Genomic DNA, 23165 nt, shown 5'->3' with positions numbered 1-23165 from the left:
GTTGACTTCCTCAGGACCAGCGCGCGGCGAGGCGCGCGGCCAGTTCGGCCGGTTGGCCCGCATCGCCGCCGCGCGCGATCAGCGCGTTGGGCGCGGCCGCGTCGAAACAGCCGTCGGGCGCCTGACCGGCGACCAACGCGCCGGCCCGGGCATGGTTCATCGCCGCGTCGACCAGCGCCGGGTCGCTGCCGCTGAGCATCAGCACCGCGCTGTCGGCCGGCGGCAGGGCCGCGAGCACGTCGTTGCCTTCGTCGTTGAACTGGATGCCGGAATCGCCGACGTTGATGCCGACGCCTGCGGGCAGGATGTAGATGATGCCGGCGATCGCGCGCGAGCCCGGCTCGGCCAGCTTCACCAGCACCGAGGTCGCGCGCTGCATCTGCGCGACCAGCTTGTCGTAACGGCCGCCGTCCAGGCGCTGCTGCACCAGCAGCGGGCGCGGGAAATCTTCGGGCATCGCGCCCAGCAGCTGGCGCACCGCGTCCGGGCCGCCGATGCCGGCCAACACCAGCACGGCGCCGCCGACGGCCTGGGTTGGACGGTCGTCGACCAGCTCCAGCGAAGAAATGCGTTGTTCGATCGCGTCCAGGTCGCGCCGCATGTTGCCGTCGGCGTTGTCGCGCGCACGCGGCTCGGCTTGGCCGCGCAGGGCCGGCGCTTCGTCGTCGAAGCCCCACTCCGGCGCGACCGGCACGGCCTTCTCGGCCACCGGCTCCGGCGCGGCGGGCGCGGCGGTTTCGTCCTGCGGCGGCAGCGGCGGCGGCGGCACGCGCTCGGACACGAATTCGAACTGGGTCGAGTACATCACCACCGGCGCCTCGGCGGCCGGTGGCGATACCGGCGCGGGCGCGGCCGCGGCGGGCTCGGCCTCGAAATCGAAACTGGACTCGAACGGCGCCAGTTCGATCGGCGCTTCCGGGCTGGCCGGCGCGGTGGGATCGGCGTCGATGTCGAAGGTCGAGGCGAACGGCTTGTGCTCGAACGGCGTCGTGTCGTGCGCGCCCTCGATCTCGATCGGCGCGAACTCGGACACGGGTTCCGGCGCGGCTTCGAACGACGCCTCGGCGACGGGCTGCTCCGGCGGAGCCGGCGGCAGCTCGGCGACGTGATCGTGGGGCACGAACGACAGCCCGCCGCTGGGAATCTCGGCGGCGACCGGATCGAAGCCCGCGTAGCTTTCCTCGCGCACCGGCGGCACGTAGGGCCGGTCGGCCTCGGGCGCGAACAGCGCCTGGTCCGGCTCCGGCTCGCGGCCCGGCGGAAGCACGTCGTTGTGATGATGCAGCTTGGCGCTGAGGTGGCGCACCCAGCGCGCCGCGTCCCAGCCTTCGCGGGCGGCGGCGAGCTCGGCTTCCTCGAACAGCACTTCGATCGAGGGATCGACCAGCACGCTTTCGAAACGGTCCAACGCGTCCTCGGTGACCTGATCCAGCGCCACCACCACCACGTCCGGCGCGGCCGCGCTGAGCTCGGCCGGCTGCAGTCGGGTCGGATCGGCTTCCAATACCAGTTGCGCGCCAGCGTCGTTCAAGGCGCCGCGCAAGCGGTCGCGGGCCGCGCCTTCGCGCGCCAGCAGTACCACGCGTCTGCTCGAATCACTCATGGTGTCGCGCGATTCCCAGCAGTTCGAACACGTTACGCATCAGTTCCGGCTCCTGGTAAGGCTTGCCCAGGTAGCGTTCCACGCCGATCTCGAACGCGCGCTGACGGTGCTTGTCGCCGGTACGCGAAGTGATCATCACGATCGGCACGCCGCGCAGGCGCGCATCGTTCTTCATCGTCGTGGCCAGCTCGTAGCCGTCCATGCGCGGCATTTCGATGTCCAGCAGCATCAAGTCGGGGACCACGTCGGTCATGCGTTCCAGCGCATCCAGGCCGTCCTTCGCGGTGAGCACCTCGAAGTTGTGGCGCTCCAGCACGCGGCCGGTGACCTTGCGCATGGTGACCGAGTCGTCGACCACCATCACCAGCGGCACGCGGCGGGTCTCGACCGGCGCCACCGGCACCGGCACGTGATCGCGCGGCAGCAGGGCGTGACGGCGCACCAGCGGCGCGACGTCGAGGATCACGACCACGCGGCCGTCGCCCATGATGGTGCCGCCGAAGATGCCCGGCACCGAGGCGACCTGCGGGCCGACCGGCTTGACCACGATTTCGCGGTTGCCGACGACCTGATCGACGGTGACCGCGGCGCGCAGATCGCCGGAGCGGATCAGCAGCAGCGGCATCTGCAACTGGCCTTCGGCCTTGGCCGGCGCGTGCCCCAGCAGCAGGCCCAGGTCGTGCACGACGTAGTCTTCGCCGCCGTAACGGTAGCTCGCGCCTTCGGCCTCCAGGCCGTCGCGGGCGATGCGGCCGACGCCGCGCACCGAGGCGATCGGCACGGCGAAGGTGGTGTCGCCGATGCGCACGAACACCGCCTGGGTGACCGCGAGCGTCTGCGGCAGGCGCAGGGTGAAGGTGACGCCCTGGCCGGGGCGCGACTGGATGTCGAGCGTGCCGCCGAGCTGGCGCACTTCGCTGGCGACCACGTCCATGCCGACGCCGCGGCCGGCCAGGCGGCTGACCTCGTCGGCGGTGGAGAAGCCCGGTTCCAGGATCAGCGCGTCGAGGTCGCTGTCGGACAGCACCGCGTCGGAGCGGACCAGGCCGCGTTCCTCGCCGCGGCGACGGATCGCGGCGCGGTTCAGACCGGCGCCGTCGTCGGCCACTTCCAGCACGACTTCGGAACCTTCGCGGCGTACCGCGATGCGAACCGTGCCTTCTTCCGGCTTGCCGGCCTTCTTGCGTTGCGCGGGCGCTTCCAGACCGTGCGCGACGGCGTTGCGGAGCATGTGCTCCAGCGGCGCGGTCATGCGCTCGAGCACGTTGCGGTCGAGTTCGCCCTGGGTGCCTTCCAGCTTCAGCTGTACCTGCTTGCCCAGTTCGCCCGAGGCCTGGCGCACGACGCGGCGCAGGCGCGGCAGCAGCGCGTCGAACGGCACCATGCGCGTGCGCATGAGGCCTTCCTGCAGATCCGAGCTGACGCGCGACTGTTGCAGCAGCAGGGTTTCGTACTGGCGCGTGAGATCGTCCAGCGTGGTCTGCAAGCTGCCCTGGTCGGCCGCGGACTCCGACAGCGCTCGCGAGAGCTGCTGCAGGTTGGAGAAGCGGTCGAGTTCCAGCGGATCGAAGGACTGGTCGCTGGCGTCGCCCTCGCGCTGGTAACGCGCGATGATCTGGGCCTCGGTTTCGATTTCCAGGCGGCGCAGCTGATCGCGCATACGCGTGTTGGTCTGCGCCATTTCCGCGATGGCGCCGCGGAACGCACCCAGCTGCTGTTCCAGGCGGGCGCGATAGATCGCGACTTCGCCGGCGTAGTTGACCAGGCGGTCGAGCAGGTCGGCGCGGATGCGCACCTGTTCCTGCGGCGCGCGCACGCCGATGTCGTCGTCGTCGGCCGCGGCGAATTCCACCATCGGCGCCGACAGCGGCTTGAGTTCGACCTTGGGCGCGCTGGCCGGGATGATGGTGCCGTCGTCGGTCAGCGTGGGCGCGGTGTAGATCTCGCCGCGCGCGCGGGCGTCGAATTCGGCGATCAGCGCCTCGGGCATGGCGATCGCGCGACGCGCGCCGACCCGGGTGATCATCGCGTGCAGGCGGTCGAAACCGCGCTCCAGCATGGGCACGCCGTCGCGTCCGAGCTCGCTGCGCTGGTCGACCACCGCCTCGAGCAGCGACTCCATGGCGTGGCCGAGTTCGCCCACGGCCATGATGCCGGCCATGCGCGCGCTGCCCTTGAGCGTGTGCAGGCTGTGCTGCAGGCCGACCAGCGGTTCGCGCTCGTTCGGCGCTTCGCGCAGACGGACCACGTGACCGTCGGCCTCGTCGAGCAGGTCGCCGGCCTCTTCGACGAAGATGTCGACCAGTTCGGGATCGAGCTCGGCCAGGTCCAGGGCTTCGTCCGGGTCCGGGTTGGCGTCGACCATGCGCGCCACGGCTTCGGGCTGCGCGTCGGGCTCTTCGGCTTCGTCGGCCGCGAGCTCGATGGCTGCGGGCTGTTCGGCTTCGGGCTGTTCGGCCTCGGCGAAGTCGGAATCGAGCTGTTCGGAGTCGAGCTGCTCGGAATCTGCAGCCTCGTCGTTCGCGGCCGGCAGCGGCGCCAGCGCGTCGGCCGGCGGCGCCAATGCGGCGGCGATCGCGGCTTCCGCGGCCGCCTGCTGCTCGCGCGCGACGCGCTCGGCTTCGGCGTACTCGGCTTCCAGACGCGCGTATTCGCGCTCTTCCTCGGCCAGGCGCTCGGCTTCGGCCTGTTCGGCGGCGAGACGTTCGGCTTCGGCGCGTTCGGCTTCGGCCTGCTCGCCGGCGAGGCGTTCGGCTTCGGCGCGTTCGGCTTCGGCGCGTTCGGCTTCGGCGCGTTCGGCTTCGGCCTGTTCGGCGGCGAGGCGTTCGGCTTCGGCGCGCTCGGCTTCGGCCTGCTCGGTGGCGAGGCGTTCGGCTTCGGCGCGTTCGGCTTCGGCCTGCTCGGCGGCGAGGCGTTCGGCTTCGGCGCGCTCGGCTTCGGCCTGTTCTGCGGCGAGACGTTCGGCTTCGGCGCGTTCGGTCTCGGCCTGCTCGGCGGCGAGACGTTCGGCTTCGGCGCGTTCGAACTCGGCTTGCTCGGCGGCGAGGCGTTCGGCTTCGGCGCGTTCGGTCTCGGCCTGCTCGGCGGCGAGACGCTCGGCTTCGGCGCGCTCGATCTCGGCCTGTTCGGCGGCGAGGCGTTCGGCTTCGGCTTGCTCGGCCGCGACACGCTCGGCTTCGGCGCGTTCGGCTTCGGCCTGCTCGGCCGCGACGCGATCGGCTTCGGCGCGCTCGGCCTCGGCCTGTTCCGCGGCCACACGCTCGGCTTCGGCCGCGGCGGCCGACGTCAGGGCGTCGTCGTTGGGAATGGCGGAGGCGATGGCGCCGGCGATCACGCCGACGAATTCGCCCGCCGCGGAGGTTTCCTGCTCCGGCGCGTCCAGATCGGCGGCGCTGTGGCCGCGCACCAGACCGGCCGGCGCTTCGACCGCATGCTCGTCGAGCTGGCCGAATTCGCTGAGGTCCAGGGCGGTGAGTTCGGCGTCCAGGCTGGCATCGGCGAACGGCGACTGCGCCGACTCCACCGTTTCCAGATGCGGCTCTTCGACCTGCAGGTGCGAGCGCGCGTCGGGCAGGCTGTCGCGCAGCGCGATCATGCGCTCGGCCAGGCCGGGGAACACCGGCACGCTCTGCGGTTCGTTCTTGAGGCTGGCCAGGGTGCGTTCGATCGCCATGGCGACCGCGCCGATGGCGGCGACGCCTTCGTCGCTGGCCGGGCTGCCCGCGGCCAGCAGGCGCTTGACGTAGACCTCGGTGGGCGCGATCACGTCGGTGATGACCGGCACTTCGGTCATCGCGAACGCGCCGTTGAGGGTGTGGATCGCGCGCTGCAGGCCGTCGTCGGCGGGCGACGGCGCGGCCTGCGCGGCGGCGAGCCAGCGCTGGATGGTGACCAGGTGGCCGGTGACCTCGGTGTCGAGGATTTCCAGCAGCACCGCGTCGACCGAGGCCGGCACGCTGTCGGCGGCGGCATCGGCCGCGGCGACGGGTTCGGCTTCGAGCGCGGCTTCCAGCGCCTCGGGCTCGGCATCGAGCACGAACGCTTCGGTCGCGTCCGCGGCCGGCGCTTCGGCGGCCACTTCGATCACCGGCTCCGCCGGCGCTTCGGCCGGGATCTCCGGCGCGGGCGCGCTGGGCGCGACCAGGTGCATCGGGCGGTAGAAGGCTTCCTCGCCGGTCGCGAGCAGGTCGGCGTGGGCCTCGATGCCGGCCAGATCGGCGGTGATCGGACCTTCGTTGCGCAGCGCCGCGTACAGCTGCGGCAGCGCGCGATGCGCGTGTCCGACCAGGTCGATCAGCTCGGGGCTGACCACGCGGCCGTGGTCGCGCACGCGGTTGAGCAGGCTTTCGATCTTCCAGCTGAACTCGCCCAGGGTCTTGGCGCCGACGAGGCGGCCGCTGCCCTTGAGGGTGTGGAAGACGCGACGGATCGGATGCAGGCGCTCCAGGTTGTCCGGCGCTTCGCGCCAGGCCGGCAGCATCTCGTCGAGGTTGCCGATTTCTTCCTTGAATTCTTCCAGGAAGATGTCGCGGATCTCGTCGTCGATGTCCTCGCTGTGGGCGAAGCCGCCGCTGTCCGCGGACTGGCGCGGCAGTTCGGCCGCGGCGGGCGCGGTCTCGGCCACGGGCGCGGCCTCGACGGGCGGCGCCACCGGCGCCGGCACCAACGCTTCGGGCGCGACGTAATCCAGGTGCGCGCGGCCGGCGACCATGGCGTCGATCTCGGCCGCTTCCGGCAGCTCGATGCGGCCGGCGGCCGGCGCTTCGCTGGCGGCCAGCGCGGGATCGGGCGCGCGCACGACTTCGGGCAGGGGCCAGTAACGCAGCGCTTCCAGGCTCTGGCGCGCGATGTCGAGGATGTCGTCGCGGTTGGGACGCTGCTCGCGCAGCGCTTCCAGGTAGTACTCCAGGCTGGCCAGGGCATCGGCCAGGGTGTCGAGTTGCTGACCGTTGGGCACGCGATGGCGGCCGATCAGCTCGACTTCGGTATAGCGCTTGACGCCGGTCAGGTAGTCGGCGGGCAGCGGCAGCTCCAGCATGCGCAGCGCGCCGGCGACTTCGTCCAGCACGCGCGGCACTTCGACCAGCTCGGCGTGATCCCAGTTGGTCTCGACGAAGGCGACGAAGGACTGGCGCGCATCGCCGAAGTTGGCGATGGCTTCGCGCACCACCACGTCCAGCACCTTGCGCGACTCGCCGGCCAGCAGGTCTTCGTCGGCCTTCTCTTCCGGCAGGCCCAGGCGCGAAACCTGGTCGTCCAGCGAGGCGTCGACGTACAGCAGCGCGCCGGCCACATCGAGCAGCGCGCCCTCGTCGGCGGGACGCTTGCCCGCGACGATTTCGATCATGGCGTCGCGCTGCTGCAGCACGACGGTGCGGGCCACGCCCAGGCCCATCATGCCCAGCGTGTCGCTGACCCGGGCCAAGGCCTCGACCTGCGGGCCCAGTTGCGCCGCGTCGGTCTGGTTGGTGCGCAGGTGCAGGTCCAGCGCGTCCTTGACCCGCAGCAGGTCTTCCTTGATCGCCGCCGACACGGTGTCCAGCAGCGCGCGGTTGCGGCCGCTGAGGCTGCCGCGCGCGTGTTCGAGTTCGGACTCGCTGGGCAGGTGCGCGGCCAGTTCGAAGGTCTGGCGCAGGTCGTCCAGCGCCGGATGGCGGCCGTCGCTGTGGGCGACGTGATACAGCAGCTGACGGGTCGGCTCGGCCGCGGGCTCGCCGCGCGGTGCGGAGAAACCGTCGTCGGCCAGCATCTGGCGCGCTTCGCGCTCGACGCCGCCGAAGGCCTGGCGCAGCGCGCGTGTGGGCGGCAGCGCGCCGTCGCGCAGCGCGCCGGCGACCGAGGAGGCCACCCACAGCATGCGCCGCACCGGCTCCAGCACCACGTCGGCCAGCAGGCCGTCGACCGCCTGGGCCAGCTTGCCGGCATCGGCCGGGGCGCCGTCTTCCGGCCACGCCGCCAGCGCATCGCGCAGCGTGGACAGGTGCGCATTGGTGTTGCCGCGCGCGGCCGAACTCGGCGGCGGCGGCGCGATATGCGCCGGCAGCGGACGGTCGAGGTCGGGCGCGAACAGCACGCTTTCGTTGAGGCCGGCTTCGCCGCGCGAGGCGCGCAGCTCGTTCAGCAGCGGCAGCAGCACGATCGGAATATCGCGGTGGCCGCCCTGCAGGCGTTCCAGATAGTCGGGCAGCAGCACCACGCCGCGCATCAGCGCCGCGCAGGCCTCGTCGCGGTCGGCGACCTGGCCCTGCTGCAGCGCCAGCGCCAGACGCTCCATTTCCTCGGCCACCATGGCCGGCGCGTACAGCTCGACCATGCGCAGGGTGCCGTGCACCTGATGCAGGTGGCTGGCGCAAAAGCGCATGCGACTGGTGTCGGTGGGATCTTCGGCGTAGGCCTCGATCTCCTGGCGCGCCTGGCGCAGGGTTTCGTCCAGCTCCGGCTTGATCCAGCCCAGCGTGGTGGTATCGATCGCTTCTCGCAGCGCGGTCATGCCGCCCCCCGCCCGTAAGCGAGGCCTCGGCGTGTTCGCCGGTCCTGGAGAAGCCTTGCGGCTGGGATCTTCATCCTGATTGCGACCTCGTCGTTCCTGGGCTTAGGCCGGCAGCTTGAAGTCGGCGACCGAGCGGCGCAGGTCGGCGGCCAACTGCGCCAGATTACCGATCGACTCGGCGGTCTGGTTGGCGCCCTGCGAGGTTTGCGAGGTGATTTGCTGAATCGTGTTCATGGTTTGAGTGATGTTCGAGGCCGCGCTGGACTGCTGCTGTGCCGCGCTGGAAATGCCTTGAATGAGGTTGGACAAGTCGGAGGACACCTTTTCGATCTCGCCCAGCGCGGTACCCGCGTCCTCGGCAAGTCGGGCGCCGGCGACCACTTCCGAGGTCGTCTGCTCCATCGAGCTCACAGCTTCGTTGGTGTCGGACTGAATTGTCTGGACCAGCGTCTCGATTCGCTTGGTCGCGTTGGACGCGCGTTCTGCGAGGCGCTGCACTTCGTCGGCCACGACCGCGAACCCGCGGCCCGCTTCACCGGCCGAGGCGGCCTGAATTGCGGCGTTCAGCGCCAGAATGTTGGTCTGTTCCGAGATGTCGTTGATCAGTTCGACGATGGAGCCGATTTCCTGCGAGCTTTCGCCCAGGCGCTTGATTCGCTTCGAGGTTTCCTGGATCTGGTCGCGGATCGAGTCCATGCCCTGAATCGTCTGCCGCACCACGCCCGCGCCCTTGGTCGCGATCTGCACCGAGCGCTGCGCCACGTCCGCCGATTCGGCCGAGTTCTTCGAGACCTGGTCGATCGAGGCCGCGATTTCGCTGATGCGGTCGGAGGCGGAGTTGATTTCCTGCGCCTGGTGTTCGGCGGCCTCGGCCAGATGCATGGCGGTGGCCTGGGTTTCCTGGGCCGAGGACGCCACCTGCACCGAGGTGTCGGTAATCGTCTGCACCAGGCTGCGCAGCTGCTCGACGGCGAAGTTGATCGAGTCGGCGATCGCGCCGGTCATGTCTTCGGTGACCGTCGCCTTTACCGTCAGGTCGCCTTCTGCCAGCGAACCCATTTCGTCCAGCAGGCGCATGATCGCCTCCTGGTTACGGTCGTTGAGTTCCTTGGTGGTCTGGTAGCGCTTCTGCTGCGCGCGGTTCAAGGAGAACAGCAAGCCGGCGATGGCCAGCAGCGCGACGATACCGGAGATGATCGAGACCAGGATGTGGCCGAGCGGATTGGTGCTGCGCACCGAGCCGAACGAGGTGAAGGCGCTGAACAGGCTTTCGCTGTCGCTGAGCAGCTTGTCCGAACCGCTGGTGATCGACTCGGCCGCGGTCTGCGCGGCGAACAGCTTGGGCGAGCTGGCCGCGATCGCGTCCAGGTCCTTCTTCATTTCGGCCCACAGCGCCTCGGCCTGGGTCAGCGCGGTCAGCGCGCCGCCGTTGCTCAGCGGCAGCACGCCGCTGGAGGTGTCGCCGCCCTTGCGCAGGCCGTTGAGCACGTTGCCGAACACCGCCGCGTCGCGGCCCAGCGCGTCGCCGGCCAGCGAGGCGCCGCTGCCGCCGGCGCGCATTTCGGTAATGCGGCGGGCCATGTTGCCGGCCAGCAGCACCTGACGCAGCGCGATGTAGACCTGCGAGGACGGCGAGCCGGAGGCCGACATCGCGCGCACCAGTTCGTCCAGGCGCGCCTGCAGCTGCGGCACGCGGCCGGAGAAGCTGTCGAAGTTCTTGGCCAGGTCCAGGACCTGCTTTTCCGAGTTCAGCACCTGGTCGGCGTTCTTGCCCAGCAGGCCCCAGGTGTTGGTGACGGTCTCGATCGGCGCCGATACCTCGAAGGTGCCGCCGTAGATGCTGTTGAGGTCCTGGATATCCTTGTCGATGACGCCCTTGGTGGCCCTGAAGGCCGCGAAGGCCTCCTTGGCGCCGCCGACCGCTTCGCGTCCCTGCACCGCCAGTCGCTGCGAGTTCACCTGCAGCTGCGAGGCCGAGGTACTCGCGCCGCCCAGTCGCGCCGCCTTCCAGGTCGCGTAACCCGTGTTCAAACCGAACACCGTCACCGAGATGCCCAGGATGATCAGCCAGGTATTGACGCCCAGGTTGCGGCCCTTGCCGGCCACGTTGTCCATCACAGTGCTCATGTTCGACCTCAGAAAGTGTTGCTTATGCGGATTTGATGGTTTGGGCGGGGGAGCGGTTCGGGTGCAGCGTTACAGCCAGGGCAATGCGTAGCGGATCGGGCCGTCGCGGTCAGGCGGCGGCCTGGCGGAACTCGGGCGTGCGGGCCAGCCGGTCCAGGCTGAAGATCCCCCACGGGTGATCGGCCAGGCGGTAGGCCCGGTCGATGAAGTTGGCGTAGCGGCCTTCGGCCATGCGCTCCAGCGCGATCTCGTCGTCGGCGACCAGTTGCTGGTCGTTGAAGCTGCGCTGGCCGTACAGCTCGTCGATCAGCACCGCGACGTCGCCGCCGGGCTGGCGCACCAGCAGCACGCGCTGGCTTTCGTGCAGCACGGTGCGGGTGCCTTCGAGGAATTGCTTGAGGTCGACCACCGGCAGCAGGTTGCCGCGCACGTTGGCCAGGCCGAGCATCCACGGCTGCGAGCCGGGCACCGCGGTGACCTGGGGCAAGGGCAGGATTTCCACCACCTCGTCGAAACCCGAGGCCAGGCGGCGATCGCCGATGCGGTAACCGACGCCGCGCCAGAGGCCCGGCGCATTGAGCTGTTCGGGCAAGCCGACCACGTGCGCCAGGCTGCGGCGCTCGTAATCGACCAGCACATCGAACGGCGACTGCGTGTTCATAGACCGTACCTGATGGCGTCAGCCGCCGAGCAACGCGTTGATGCGCGCGATCAGCTCATCCTCGCGCGGCGGCTTGACGATGTAATCCTTGGCGCCCTGGCGCATGCCCCAGGCCTTGTCGGTGTCCATGCCCTTGGTGCTCACGATGAGCACCGGGATGGCGCTGGTATCGGCGTCGCGCGACAGCGCGCGGGTCGCCTGGAAGCCGTTCATCCCCGGCAGCACCACATCCATGAGCACCAGATCGGGCTTTTCGCGCTTGCAGGCCTCGATGCCGTCCTCGGCGCTGCCGGAGGCGGTCACTTCGTGGCCGTTGCGCTGCAACAGCTGGGTCAGGACCGCCGTGTCGGTCGGCGAGTCCTCGATCAGAAGAATGCGTGCCATTGGATTGCCTTACCCCCCGGTCAGGCGTGTACGTGCTTGCGGATCGCGTCGAGGAGCTCCTCGCGCGTAAACGGTTTGGTGAGGTACTGCTCCGACCCGACGATACGACCCCTCGCCTTGTCGAACAGACCGTCCTTCGAGGACAGCATGATCACCGGCGTGCTCTTGAACAACTGGTTGTTCTTGATCAGCGCGCAGGTTTGATAGCCGTCCAATCGCGGCATCATGATATCCACGAAGATGATTTGTGGATGCTGGTCGGCGATCTTCGCCAGTGCTTCGAATCCGTCCGTGGCCGTGACCACCTCACAACCTTCGCGTTTCAACAGCGTCTCGGCGGTTCGACGGATGGTCTTGGAATCATCGATCACCATGACCTTCAAACCGTCGAGGCTGCCGTTACGAGCCTCATCGAGCATTCTTTGTATCCCCCGGAGCGAAACGCCGCGCATTCCCCGGCGCGTCGCGAAGATGCCTTTATTCCAAGCCGCGCGCATGCTGTCAAGCACGCGTTTTTCCAGCAATAAAGCTGAACGCGTGGACCGCGGCGCCGGCCGCGGCCCGAAGGCTGCAGCGGGCGCCAGGGCCCGTTCGCGTCCGGGCATGCGCACGTTTGGGTCGGTCCCGCCGGGAATCCGGCGAAGGCCGACCCGACGAGTCAGAAAGGGCCCGGCAAGGACCAATCCTGACGCTACATGATGGCAGATATCGATGACCCGCCTGCTACCATCGCGCACATTTCCAGGTACGAACCGCCCATGCCGCTCGATATCGTCGTCGTGATGGACCCGATCGGGTCGATCAAGATCGCCAAAGACTCGACCTTCGCGATGCTGCTGGAAGCGCAGCGCCGCGGCCACCGGCTGCACTACGTGCGCCCGGGCGCGCTGATTCTGCGCGACGGTACCGCGCTGGCCGAGGCCGCCCCGCTGACGGTGCGCGACGATCCCCAGGGCTGGTACGAACTGGGGCCGTGGTCACACCTGGCGCTGGGCAGCGGCCACGTGGTGCTGATGCGCAAGGATCCGCCGGTCGACGCCAACTACCTGCACGACACCCAGATCCTCAGCGTGGCCCAGAACGCCGGCGCCCTGGTCGTCAACGACCCTCAGGGCCTGCGCGACTTCAACGAGAAGCTGGCCGCCCTGCTGTTCCCGCAGTGCTGCCCGCCGACGCTGGTCAGCCGCGACCCGGCCGTGCTCAAGGATTTCGTGCAAATCCACGGCGAGGCGGTGCTCAAGCCGCTGGACGGCATGGGCGGGCGCTCGATCTTCCGCGTCCGCGCGGGCGAGCCCAACCTCAACGTGATTTTGGAGACCCTCACCGGCGGCCACGGCCTGGCGATGGCCCAGCGCTACCTGCCGGAGATCGCCGAGGGCGACAAGCGCATCCTGCTGGTCGACGGCGTGCCGGTGGACTTTTGCCTGGCGCGGATCCCGCAGGGCGACGAGTTCCGCGGCAACCTGGCCGCCGGCGGCGTCGGCGTCGGCCGCCCGCTGAGCGAGCGCGACCGCTGGATCGCGGCCCAGGTCGGCCCCGAGATGAAGCGCCGCGGCATGCTGTTCGTGGGCCTGGACGTGATCGGCGACTACCTGACCGAGGTCAACGTCACCAGCCCGACCTGCATCCGCGAGCTCGATGCCCAGTTCGGCCTCAACATCGCCGGCGGCCTGTTCGACGCCATCGAAGTCCGGGCGGCGAGCGCGGCATGAGCGCGACGGCGGCGCCCGGCCCCGGCGGCGGCCTGAACGGCGAAGGCCGCTTCAGCGCCACCATGGTGCTGTCCCTGCTGGTGCACGGCGTGTTCGTGCTCGGCGTCGGCTATGCCCTGGAGCAGGCCGCGCCGGTGATGCCGACCCTGGACGTGATCCTGACCCAGACCCAGACCGCGCTGACGCCCAAGCAGGCCGATTTCATGGCCCAGGCCAACAACCAGGGCGGCGGCGAGCACGACAAGAGCAGCCGCCCGCGCGAGAACCAGTCCGGCCCGGCGCCGCAGCCCGAACCCGGGGTGGCCGCGCGCGCCCTGCAGGCGCAGTCGCCCTCGCCGGCCCCGCCGCCGCAGGCGCGGGTGATCAGCTCCTCGCGCGGCGAGTACCAGACCACGCGCGCCGTGGCCACCACCCCGCCCAGCGAACAGCCGCTGCCGCTGGGCCAGGAAAAGATCGAGCGCGACATCCGCATGGCGCGCCTGGCCGCCGAGATCCACCTGCGCTCGGAGCGTTACGCCAAGCGCCCCAAGCGCAAATTCGTCTCCGCCAGCACCCAGGAGTACGCCTGGGCCGGCTATCTGCGCGGCTGGGTCGACCGGGTCGAGCGGGTCGGCAACCTCAACTACCCCGACGAGGCGCGCCGGCGCCGCCTGCAGGGCCAGGTCGTGATCAGCGTGGCGGTGCGCCGTAACGGCAGCGTCGAGCGCGCCGACATCGTCCAGTCCAGCGGCATCCCGCTGCTGGATGCCTCGGCGCTGCGCATCGCCCGCCTGGCCGAGCCCTACCCGCCGCTGCCGCACACCGACGAAGACCCGGACATCCTGCACGTGACCCGGACCTGGCAGTTCCTGCCGGACGGCGCCCTGGTCGACGACTGAGGGGCCGCCGCCCTACCCCGGGGCGGTCAGAGTTCCTTCCAAACCGGGCCTTCGCCGCTGCGCCAATACACGCCCAGCGCGCGCGCATACAAGGCATCGGCCGGCACCAGGCCGAAGTAGCGGCCGTCCTGGCTGTTGCCGCGGTGGTCGCCCATCACCAGCACCTGCCCGGCGGGAATGGTCGCGTCGAGCACATCGGGACCGCCGCCCGCGTCCAGGTTCAGATCGGCGCGGTGGGCGCCGAACCATTCCACGTCCGGTGCGCCCGCCGAAGCCAGCGGCCGGCCGTCGATCGACAGATGCCCATCGATCACGCTGACCCGGTCGCCGCCCACCGCGACCACGCGCTTGATCAGGCGCGTGCCGTCGGCCGGCGACTTGAACACGACCACGTCGCCGCGTTGCGGCCGGTCGCGCTCGATCAGGGTGGTGTCGGTGAACGGTATCCGCAGGCCGTAGGCCGACATGTCGACCGCGACCCGGTCGCCCGGCATCAGGGTGTGCTCCATCGAACCGCTGGGCACGACGTAGTGGTTGGCGAACGAGGTGCGCGCCACGGTCAGCAAGACCAGCATCACCAGCAGAGACTTGCCTTCGCTGCGCAGCCAGCCGCGCAGGCCGGGTGGTTTCTCGTTCTTGGCCATGACCGCCTCTCCTTGGGATGAGGCTAGTGACCCGGGGCGCTAGGACGGAGTTCCCGATTTTTCGGCCACTAGGCCACAGGTCATGCGAGGCGCGTCAACGCGAGGCGCGCAAGGCCTGCTGCTGCGCGATCGTCAACGCGACGTTATTGCGCAGGTAGGCCGGTTCGACGCGCTCCGGCGCCAAGGCCTCGCCGCGCGCATAGGCGGCGACCGCCAGGCGGGCGAGGTCGGCGGCGTGCGGCAGCGCGGCGGCGTCGATCCCGGCGAAGCGGCCTTGGAAGTGTCGTGCCAATGCGCCCTCGGCGGCGCCGAAACCGGTGCCGACGCCGAGCCAACCGTCGCGTTCGTCGGGCAGGGTGGCGGCCTCGGGCGCGAGCACGGCTTCGGCGCTCAGCGCGAACGCGTCGCCGTCGCGCAGTTCGAACGCGCCGGTGTAAATCTCGCCCATGCGCGCGTCGATGGAGGCCAGGACGCGGGCGGGCGCTGCGGCGCCGTCATCGCGACCCACGTCGATCGCGGAGGACGACGAGGTTCGTGCCTGCAGCGCCAGCGTCGCCAACGTCGACACCGCCACGATCGGGCGGTCCAGCGCCAGCGCGATGCCCTGCCCGATCGCGATCGCCAGGCGCACGCCGGTGAACGCGCCGGGGCCGCGGCCCAGCGCGATCGCGTCCAGCTGCGATTTGCGCAGGCCGGCGTCGGCCAGCAACTGCTCGGCCCAGGGCAGCGACAGCTCGGCATGGCGGCGCGGCGCCAGCTCGTGACGCTCGCGCACCTCGCCGTCGATCCATAGCGCGACCGAACAGACTTCGGTGGCGGTTTCGAAAGCGAGCAGTTTCATGCGGCGGGCCGGTATGCGTGGGTCATGCGAGAAGGTGGGCGGCCGTGCGCTTATGCCGGCGGCGTCGTGGAGGCGTCGTCGGGGCTGGGTTCCCACAGCTCGATCAGCGCGCCTTCGGGATCGACCACGTAGCCGAACTTGCCCTGCTCGCTTTCCTCGTAGCGGTCCAGTACCTGGCAGCCCTCGGCGCGCAGCGCGGCCAGGGTGCCGGCCAGATCGTCGACGCGGTAGTTGAGCATGTAGGGCTTGTCGCTGGGCTGGAAGTACTCGGTGTCGGCCTTGAACGGCGACCACACCGTGCACGCGCTTTCGCCGGTGTCGGCGCGGTTCCAATGCAGCAGCGCGCCGCCCCAGTCCTGGGCGTCGATGCCCAGATGGCGCGCGTACCACTGCGACAGCGCGGCCGGATCGCGGGCCTTGAAGAACACGCCGCCCAGGCCGTGCACGCGCGGTTTGCGGGGGGTATCGCCGTCAGTCACGGTCCAGCTCCCAATGGGCATCCGACGCCGATTCTAGCGATTCGGCCCGCGCCGAGACGGCGTCGGCGTCGGCGCCGGCAAAAAAGTCCGCCACGTCCGCTAGCTCGCGCGTGCGCGGCAGCGGCGGCAGCGAATCCAGGAACACGCGGCCGTAGCTTTTGGACAGCAGGCGCGGGTCGCACAGCACCAGCACGCCGCGGTCGGTCTCGGTGCGGATCAGGCGGCCGGCGCCCTGCTTGAGCGCGATCACCGCCTGCGGCAGCTGCTCGTCGCGGAACGGATTGCCGCCGCTGCGCCTGATCGCGTCCAAGCGCGCCTCGAACACCGGGTCGTCGGGCGCGGCGAACGGCAGCTTGTCGATCACCACCACGCTCAACGCATCGCCGGCCACGTCCACGCCTTCGCGGAAGCTGGCCGCGCCCAACAGCACGCCGTTGCCTGAGGCGCGAAAGCGTTCCAGCAACACCGGGCGCGGCGCCTCGCCCTGCACGAACAGCGGCCAGGGACCGCCGCGCAACAGCTCGGCGGCCTCGCGCAGCGCACGGTGCGAGGCGAACAGCACGAACGCGCGCCCGCCCGAAGCCTCCAGCACCGGCCGCAGCTTATCGACCAAGCTTTCGTTGTAGTGGCGCACCATCGGATCGGGCAGGCCGCGCGGCAGATAGCACAGCGCCTGGCGCGGCCAGTCGAAGGGGCTGGGCGCCAGCAAGGTCGCCGGTTCGATCAGGCCCAGCTTGTGCGCGTAGTGATCGAAACGGCCACCGACGGCGAGCGTGGCCGAAGTGAACACCCACGATGCACGCGAGCGTTCGCGATGCTCGGCCAGCGGGCCGGCCACGTCCAGCGGCGTGCGGCTGAGGCGGAAACCGCGCGCGGTGAGTTCGTACCACAGCACGCTGGCATCGGCCTGCGGCGGCGCCGGTTCGTCGCCGTCCTCGTCGCTGGCCGGCAGCGGCATGCGCACTTCGAAATCGTCGCCGTCCTCGTCGACGATGTCGTCGGCCTGGCCGTGGCGGCGCGGCTCGCCGCGCCAGCGGCTCAGGCGCGCCTCGAATTCCTTGGCGCGCGCCAGGCAGCCGTCGAAGCCCGGCGCCGCCTCGCGCAGCGGCGTCAGCGCGGTCTGCAGCTGCTGCAGCGCCGCGGCCAGCACGTCGAAGGCGTACTCCACCGCCGGCAGCTCGGCCGCGCGACGGCGCGTGGCGCGCACCGGCAACTCGTCCATCGCCGTGCGCAGCGCGCGCACCGCCTGTTCCAGATCGCGCGCCGGCCCCTGCATCACCGCCAGCGAACCGGGCGAGTTCTTGCATTCGGCCAGCGCGTCGCGCGCCAGCTCGACCAGCGGGCGCGCGCTCAGCGCCTCGCCGAAGAACTGCGCGGCCAGATCCGGCAGCTGGTGCGCCTCGTCGACCACGAACGCCTGCGCGCCGGGCAGGATCTCGCCGAAGCCCTCCTGCTTCAGCGCCAGATCGGCCAACAGCAGATGGTGGTTGACCACCACCACGTCGGCGGCCTGCGCGCGCTGACGCGCCTGGATCACGAAGCAGTCGCCGAAGAACGGGCATTCGCTGCCCAGGCAGTTCTCCGCGGTCGAGGTCACCATCGGCAGCAGCGGCGAATCCTCGGGCAGCGCCTCCAGCTCGGCCAGATCGCCCATGCGCGTGCGCCCCGACCAGGCGACGATGCGCTGGAACTGCGCCGCCAGTTCGCGGCTGCCGAAGCGCGGCTCGCCCTGCGCCTGCTTCAGACGGTAGTGGCAGAGATAGTTCGCGCGCCCCTTCAGCAGCGCGGTCTTCAGGCCCACGCCCAGGGCATCGCGCACGCGCGGCAGGTCGCGGTGGTAGAGCTGGTCCTGCAGCGCGCGGGTGCCGGTGGAGACGATGGTCTTCAGGCCCGACAGCAGCGCCGGCACCAGATAGGCGAAGGTCTTGCCGGTGCCGGTGCCGGCCTCGGCCAGCAGGGTGCCGCGCGACTCGAAGGCGTCGGCGATCGCCGACGACAGATCCTGTTGGGCCGGACGCGGCGCGAACGCGGGCAGCGCCTTGGCCAGGTCGCCGCCTTCGCTCAAGGCCGCGCGGCTGGCCACGCCGAGGCGGCCAGGCTCCATTACGCCCACCTCATCGGCTCAGTACCGCGGCGGCGCGCCGACGGTGCAGGCGTCGGCCTGCGCGCGCGCGGCGGCCACGTCGCGGCCGGCCTGGGAGATGCGCGCCAGCACGGCGTCGAACTCTTCCTTGTAGACCGGCGTGGTCTTGAGCAGGTCCAGACGCGTCTGGCGCACGGCCGCTATCGTGCTCCAGTGCCGGCGGCACAGCGGACCGACCTTGGAACCGCCGTCGTAGGCCTGCTTGGCGTAGCGTTCGGCGTCGTCGAGCTTGCGCAGCAGCAGCGCCGCTTCGGCGCGCTCCTGCAACAACGCCGGATCGCCGGCGGTGATCGCCAGCGCCTGGTCCAACGTCGCCGCCGATTCGACGTACTTGCGCTGCTTTTCCAGGGCGCTGGCGCTCTGGCGCAGATCCTCGACGCGGTTGTCGCGCAACGGCTGCACGTCCAGCTCGCGCGCGGCGACAGCGGATTTGCGGATCGCGGCGACCGCGGTTTCGGCGTCGAACACCGGTTGCGCGGGCGCCAGCGGCGCCGTGCTGCAGCCCGTGCCGACGGCGCTCGCCGCCAGCAGCGCGACCAGACTCCACCTCATGACCACGTCACTGCTCCTGCTGCGGCGCCGGCTCGGCCTGAGCCGGCTCGTCGTCGCGCTTGCCGATACCGAACCAGTCGCGCCAGCCGCCGCCGCTCTCTTCTTCCGGCTCGGCCTGCGGCATCGGGCACGGCGCGTAGTCGGGCGCGAACCCGGCGACGAAGGCGAAGCGGCGCGCGCTGGCGCAGCCCGGATCGGTGGTGTTCTGGTTGACGATGAACTGCCAGTCGATGCCCTTGTCGCCGACCTGCAACGGCGCGCTGGGCAGGCGCGAGAAGATCGCCGACCACACCCGCATCGCGCCGGTACCGCCGTACAGGCCGGTTTCCTTGTTCTGGTCGTTGCCGACCCAGATCACCGCCAGGTGGTCGCCGGTCCAGCCGGCGAACCAGCTGTCGCGGCCGTCGTTGCTGGTGCCGGTCTTGCCGGCCGGCGACAGACGGCCGAGGCCGTCGCCGATCAGCTGGCGGCCGGTGCCGCTGGTCACCGCGTGCTGCAGGGCGATGGTGATCAGGCGCGCGGCGATCGCGTCGCCTTCCTGCGCCGGCGCGGGTTCCTTGTCGTAGCGGTTGACCGCGCGGCCGTTGGCGTCGAGCACGCCGCGCACCGCGTGCAGCGGCTGGATTTCGCCGCCGGAGGCCAGGAACTGGTACAGCTGCGCCATCGCGTACGGGCTCTGGTCGACCGAGCCCAGGATCAGCGAAGGATTGGGCGTGGCCTCGATGCCGGCCAGGGTCTTGATCAGGCCGCCCAGGCGTTCGGGCGCGACCTGCATGCCCACGCGCACCGTGGCCTGGTTGTAGGACTGCGCCAGCGCATCGATCAGACGCACGGTGCCGTGGCTGCGGCCGTCGGAATTGCCGGGCGACCAGCGCTTGCCCTTGCCCAGGGTGACGGTGACCGGTGAATCGTCGACGTAGCTGGCCAGCGAGTACTTGCCCGGCTGCGCCAGCGCCAGCAGGTACACGAAGGGCTTGAGCAGCGAGCCCACCGGACGCTGCGCCTCGACCGCGCGGTTGAACCCGTGCTGGGTGAACTCGCGGCTGCCGACCACGGCCACCACTTCGCCGTTGTGCACGTCGGTCATCACCAGACCGGTGTTGAGCGGCGGACGGCGCTTGTTGTCCAGGCTCTTGAGCGTGCGCGCGACCGCGCCTTCGGCCTGCGCCTGCGCCGACGGCGCCATGCCGCTCATCACGCTCAGGCCGGCGCCGGCCAGCGCGTCGGCCGGATAGTCGCGCGCCAGCTGGCGGCGGATCAGGTCGACGTAGGCCGGGAAACGGTTGGCGGCGGTGCTGCCGGGGGTCTTGGTGATGCCCAGCGGCGTCTTCAACGCACGCTGGTATTCGGCGTCGTCGATGAGCTGGGTTTCGTGCATCTCGCCGAGCACGAAATTGCGCCGGTCCAGCGCGCGCTCTGGATTGCGGCGCGGGTCGTAGTACGACGGCCCCTTGACGATGCCGATCAGCAGCGCGATTTGCTCGGTGCTCAGATCGCGCAGGTCGCGGCCGAACCAGAACTCGGCGCCGGCGGCGACGCCGTGGATCGCCTGAGAACCGCGCTGGCCCAGGTACACCTGGTTGAAGTAGGCCTCCAGGATGGTGCGCTTGTCGTAACGCGCCTCGATCAGCAGCGCGTACAGGATTTCCTTGGCCTTGCGGGTCGGGGTCTGCTCCTGGCCGATGCCGAGCAGGCCGCTGCGCGCCAACTGCTGGGTCAGCGTACTCGCGCCCTGGCGCGTGCCGGTGGCGGTCTTGAACGCCGCGCGGATCATGCCGGAGATGTCGATGCCGAAATGGCTGTTGAAATCGCGGTCCTCGACCGCCTGCAGGCCGGTGACCAGCAGCTCGGGCACGTCCTCGATGCGGACCAGCCGGCGCTCTTCCTGCTTCTGGCCGTACAGGGTGGCGATGCGCGCCGGGTCCAGGCGCGCGAGCTTCAGCGATTTCTTGCTGGCCGCGTCGCGCAGGCTGGCCACGCGTCCGCCGGACAGCACCACCTCGATGCGGCGTCCGGCGATCGCGCCGTCGACGTCGTTGTAGCCGCGGCTGGAGATCGACCAGCGCCCGCCCTCGCGGGCGTAGGTGCCCGCGCGCGCGCCGGCGCCGTCGTCGCGGTAGGCCGAGGCGTCCAGCTCGGTCTTGAGCGTGCCCGCGTCCAGGGTTAAGCCGGGAGTCAGTTCCAGCGGACGCGCGTAGACGCGCGTGGGGATCTGCCAGCGCAACTGGCCGAAGCGCTGCCCGACCTCGTGATTGAGGTAAAGCGTATACGGGATCAGGAAACCCAGGCCCAGGCCGACCGCGGCCAGGGTCCAGGTGACCAGGCGCCGCCGCCAGGTCGGAGCGCCGCCGTCGTGCGACCGGGAGTCGTCGGAACTGTCGTCTTCGTCGTAATCGATTCGGGCCACGGCATGGGACAATGACGGGGCTGCGCCCTCGTAGCCATCGAGTCTAACGCAGCCGGCCGGCGCCGCCGCGCGGCGGGCGCGGCCACCGTATCCGTATTAGGGAATCCCTTCAGCATGGCGAGCAGTCGATGGCGATGAGTTGGACCGATCTTCGGTTTATGTTGGACCGGGGAATGGGCCTGGCTCGACGCGGTCTGATCAGCCTGCGCACTCGCGGCCTCGCCGCGTCCTGGCAACGCGTGCAGCGCCAGTTCCGGCGCCTGCCCGGGGTCGAGCGCGCCACCCTGTGGCTGCCGCCGGACCAGGCCTTCGCCCCGTTCGCCCTGCCGACCTCGGACCGCCCGCGCGCCAGCGTGGTGATCCCGGTCTACAACCAGTTCGCCCACACTCTGGCCTGCCTGCGCGCGCTCGCCGCGCGTCCGCCGCAGGCCGCGTTCGAAGTGATCGTGGTCGACGACGGCAGCTCCGACGCCACCGAGGCCTCGCTGGGCCAGGTCGCGGGCCTGCGCTACCACCGCCGCGCCCAGAACGGCGGTTTCATCGCCGCCTGCAACGACGGCGCGGCGATGGCGCGCGGCGAGTACGTGGTCTTCCTCAACAACGACACCATCCCGCAGCCGGGCTGGCTGGACGTGCTGCTGGCCACCTTCGACGAGCAGGCCGATGTCGGCCTGGTCGGCGCGCAGCTGGTGTACCCCGACGGCCGCCTGCAGGAAGCCGGCGGCATCGTGTTCGACGACGCCAGCGGCTGGAACTACGGCCGCTTCGATGCGCCCGACCATCCGCGCTATGCCTTCCTGCGCGACGCCGACTACTGTTCGGGCGCGGCGATCGCGCTGCCGACGGCGCTGTTCGCGCGCCTGGGTCGCTTCGACACCCGTTATGCGCCGGCCTACTACGAGGACACCGACCTCGCCTTCGCGGTGCGCGCGGCCGGCCTGCGCGTGATCTACCAGCCCAAGTCGCGGGTGGTGCATTGCGAGGGCATCACCGCCGGCACCGACACCGGTTCGGGGGTGAAGGCCTACCAGGTGCGCAACCGCGGCGTGTTTGCCGACAAGTGGCGCGACGTGCTCGGCGCGCAGTGGCCGGCGAACACGCCGGCCGAACGCGCCGCGTTCGCGCGCGGCCGGCGCTGCGTGCTGATCGTCGACGCGCTGGTGCCGCAACCGGATCGCGACTCGGGCTCGCTGCGCCTGGTCAATCTGATGCGCCTGCTGCTGGAGGAAGGCGCGCACGTGGTGTTCATGCCGGCCAATCGCGCCAACGACGGCCGCTACACCGAAGACCTGCAGCGCATGGGCGTGGAGGTCTGGTACGCGCCGCACGCGCAGCGCGCGCCGGCCTGGCTGCGCGAGCACGGTCCGCGCTTCGACACCGTCATGGTCTGCCGCCACTACGTGCTGCGCGAACTGCTGCCGCTGCTGCGCAAGCACGCGCCGCAGGCGCGGCTGGTGTTCGACACGGTCGATCTGCACTACCTGCGCGAGCGCCGCGGCGCCGAAGTCGCCGGCGACGCCGCGCTGGCGCGCACGGCCGAGGCCACGCGCAAGCTCGAACTGGACGTGATCGCGCGTTCGGACGCGACCTTCGTGGTCAGCGAAGTCGAACGCAGCCTGCTGGCCCAGGACGCGCCGCGGGCGCAGGTCGACATCCTGTCCAACCTGCATCGCGTCGCCGGCGCCGGCCGCAGTTTCGAGCAACGCCACGACCTGGTCTTCGTCGGCGGATTCCGCCACCCGCCGAACGTGGATGCGGTGCTGTGGTTCGCGACCGAGGTGTTTCCGCTGATCCGCGCCGAACTGCCCGAGCTGCGCTTCCACTGCATCGGCGCCGACGCGCCGCCGGAGATCGCCGCGCTGGCGGCGCAGCCGGGTATCGACATCCACGGCCATGTGCCCGACCTGGACCCGTACATGGACGGCGCGCGCATCGCGGTGGCGCCGCTGCGCTACGGCGCCGGCGTCAAGGGCAAGGTCAACCTGAGCATGGCCCACGGCCAGCCGGTGGTGGCCACGCGCTGCGCGGTCGAGGGCATGCATCTGCGCGACGGCGAGGACGCGCTGGTGGCCGACGACGCCGCCGGCTACGCGCAGGCGGTGGTGCGTTTGTATCGCGACCCCGAGCTTTGGCAGCGCCTGTCCGAGAACGGCCTGCGCAACGTCGCCACGCATTTCTCGCTGGATGCGGCGCGCGAGGTGGTGCGCCGGGTGTTGTTGCACGGGGGCTGAAGCCATTGCGGCT

Annotated in this window: 15 protein-coding genes; 3 read left to right on the top strand and 12 right to left on the bottom strand. The window is 70.5% G+C overall.

Features of this window, described 5'->3' with window-relative positions:
• Positions 1 to 10: 10 nt before the first annotated feature.
• The 6 genes from LVB77_RS05945 to pilG form a co-directional block, all read right to left on the bottom strand.
• On the bottom strand, positions 11 to 1603 hold the full coding sequence (locus LVB77_RS05945; protein ID WP_232909271.1) for a chemotaxis protein CheB: 1593 nt from the start codon (positions 1601 to 1603) through the stop codon (positions 11 to 13).
• Entirely contained in the window at positions 1596 to 8093 is a 6498-nt protein-coding gene (locus LVB77_RS05940) for an Hpt domain-containing protein (RefSeq protein ID WP_232909270.1), read from the bottom strand. Before LVB77_RS05940 ends, LVB77_RS05945 begins: the two co-directional genes overlap by 8 nt.
• A gap of 102 nt (positions 8094 to 8195) precedes the next feature.
• Positions 8196 to 10220 carry a methyl-accepting chemotaxis protein gene (locus LVB77_RS05935; RefSeq protein WP_232909269.1) on the bottom strand — a complete coding sequence of 675 codons (2025 nt, stop codon included), beginning with the start codon at positions 10218 to 10220 and terminating at the stop codon, positions 8196 to 8198.
• Between the two features lie 109 nt (positions 10221 to 10329).
• Positions 10330 to 10881: a chemotaxis protein CheW gene (locus tag LVB77_RS05930; protein ID WP_232909268.1), complete on the bottom strand. Its 552-nt coding sequence runs from the start codon at positions 10879 to 10881 to the stop codon at positions 10330 to 10332.
• A gap of 18 nt (positions 10882 to 10899) precedes the next feature.
• The gene (locus LVB77_RS05925; RefSeq protein ID WP_232909267.1) at positions 10900 to 11265 is read right to left on the bottom strand and encodes a response regulator; all 366 of its coding nucleotides are present in this window, start codon (positions 11263 to 11265) and stop codon (positions 10900 to 10902) included.
• A gap of 20 nt (positions 11266 to 11285) precedes the next feature.
• Positions 11286 to 11684, bottom strand: a complete 399-nt coding sequence (gene pilG, locus LVB77_RS05920; RefSeq protein WP_055900524.1) for a twitching motility response regulator PilG — start codon at positions 11682 to 11684, stop codon at positions 11286 to 11288.
• Between the two features lie 339 nt (positions 11685 to 12023).
• Here pilG and gshB point away from each other — a divergent pair, with 339 nt between their 5' ends.
• Positions 12024 to 12977, top strand: a complete 954-nt coding sequence (gene gshB, locus LVB77_RS05915; RefSeq protein ID WP_232909266.1) for a glutathione synthase — start codon at positions 12024 to 12026, stop codon at positions 12975 to 12977.
• Between the two features lie 62 nt (positions 12978 to 13039).
• Entirely contained in the window at positions 13040 to 13855 is an 816-nt protein-coding gene (locus tag LVB77_RS05910; protein ID WP_232910178.1) for an energy transducer TonB, read from the top strand.
• A 26-nt stretch (positions 13856 to 13881) separates the two neighbouring features.
• Here LVB77_RS05910 and lepB read toward each other — a convergent pair whose 3' ends face one another.
• The 6 genes from lepB to mrcB all read right to left on the bottom strand — a co-directional run bounded on the left by lepB (position 13882) and on the right by mrcB (position 20912).
• The gene (lepB, locus tag LVB77_RS05905) at positions 13882 to 14499 is read right to left on the bottom strand and encodes a signal peptidase I (protein ID WP_232909265.1); all 618 of its coding nucleotides are present in this window, start codon (positions 14497 to 14499) and stop codon (positions 13882 to 13884) included.
• A gap of 94 nt (positions 14500 to 14593) precedes the next feature.
• Positions 14594 to 15340 carry a tRNA (adenosine(37)-N6)-threonylcarbamoyltransferase complex dimerization subunit type 1 TsaB gene (gene tsaB, locus LVB77_RS05900; RefSeq protein ID WP_232909264.1) on the bottom strand — a complete coding sequence of 249 codons (747 nt, stop codon included), beginning with the start codon at positions 15338 to 15340 and terminating at the stop codon, positions 14594 to 14596.
• Positions 15341 to 15390: 50 nt separating this feature from the next.
• Positions 15391 to 15819: a VOC family protein gene (locus LVB77_RS05895; RefSeq protein WP_232909263.1), complete on the bottom strand. Its 429-nt coding sequence runs from the start codon at positions 15817 to 15819 to the stop codon at positions 15391 to 15393.
• On the bottom strand, positions 15812 to 17923 hold the full coding sequence (locus tag LVB77_RS05890) for an ATP-dependent DNA helicase (protein ID WP_232909262.1): 2112 nt from the start codon (positions 17921 to 17923) through the stop codon (positions 15812 to 15814). The genes LVB77_RS05895 and LVB77_RS05890 overlap by 8 nt, the downstream gene beginning before the upstream one ends.
• Positions 17924 to 17941: 18 nt before the next feature.
• Positions 17942 to 18514: a hypothetical protein gene (locus LVB77_RS05885; protein ID WP_232909261.1), complete on the bottom strand. Its 573-nt coding sequence runs from the start codon at positions 18512 to 18514 to the stop codon at positions 17942 to 17944.
• 7 nt (positions 18515 to 18521) lie between these two features.
• Positions 18522 to 20912 (bottom strand): penicillin-binding protein 1B, encoded by a 2391-nt coding sequence (gene mrcB, locus LVB77_RS05880; RefSeq protein WP_232910176.1) that lies wholly within the window; start codon positions 20910 to 20912, stop codon positions 18522 to 18524.
• 137 nt (positions 20913 to 21049) lie between these two features.
• On the opposite strand from mrcB, the gene LVB77_RS05875 reads away from it, so the two are divergent.
• Positions 21050 to 23152 carry a glycosyltransferase gene (locus tag LVB77_RS05875; protein WP_232909260.1) on the top strand — a complete coding sequence of 701 codons (2103 nt, stop codon included), beginning with the start codon at positions 21050 to 21052 and terminating at the stop codon, positions 23150 to 23152.
• The last annotated feature ends 13 nt before the right edge of the window (positions 23153 to 23165 follow it).

Origin of the sequence: Lysobacter sp. 5GHs7-4 (assembly GCF_021284765.1) — a bacterium.
Lineage (GTDB): Bacteria > Pseudomonadota > Gammaproteobacteria > Xanthomonadales > Xanthomonadaceae > Lysobacter.
The sequence above is the reverse complement of the archived record's forward strand: the minus strand, read 5'-3'. Positions and strand labels throughout refer to the sequence as shown.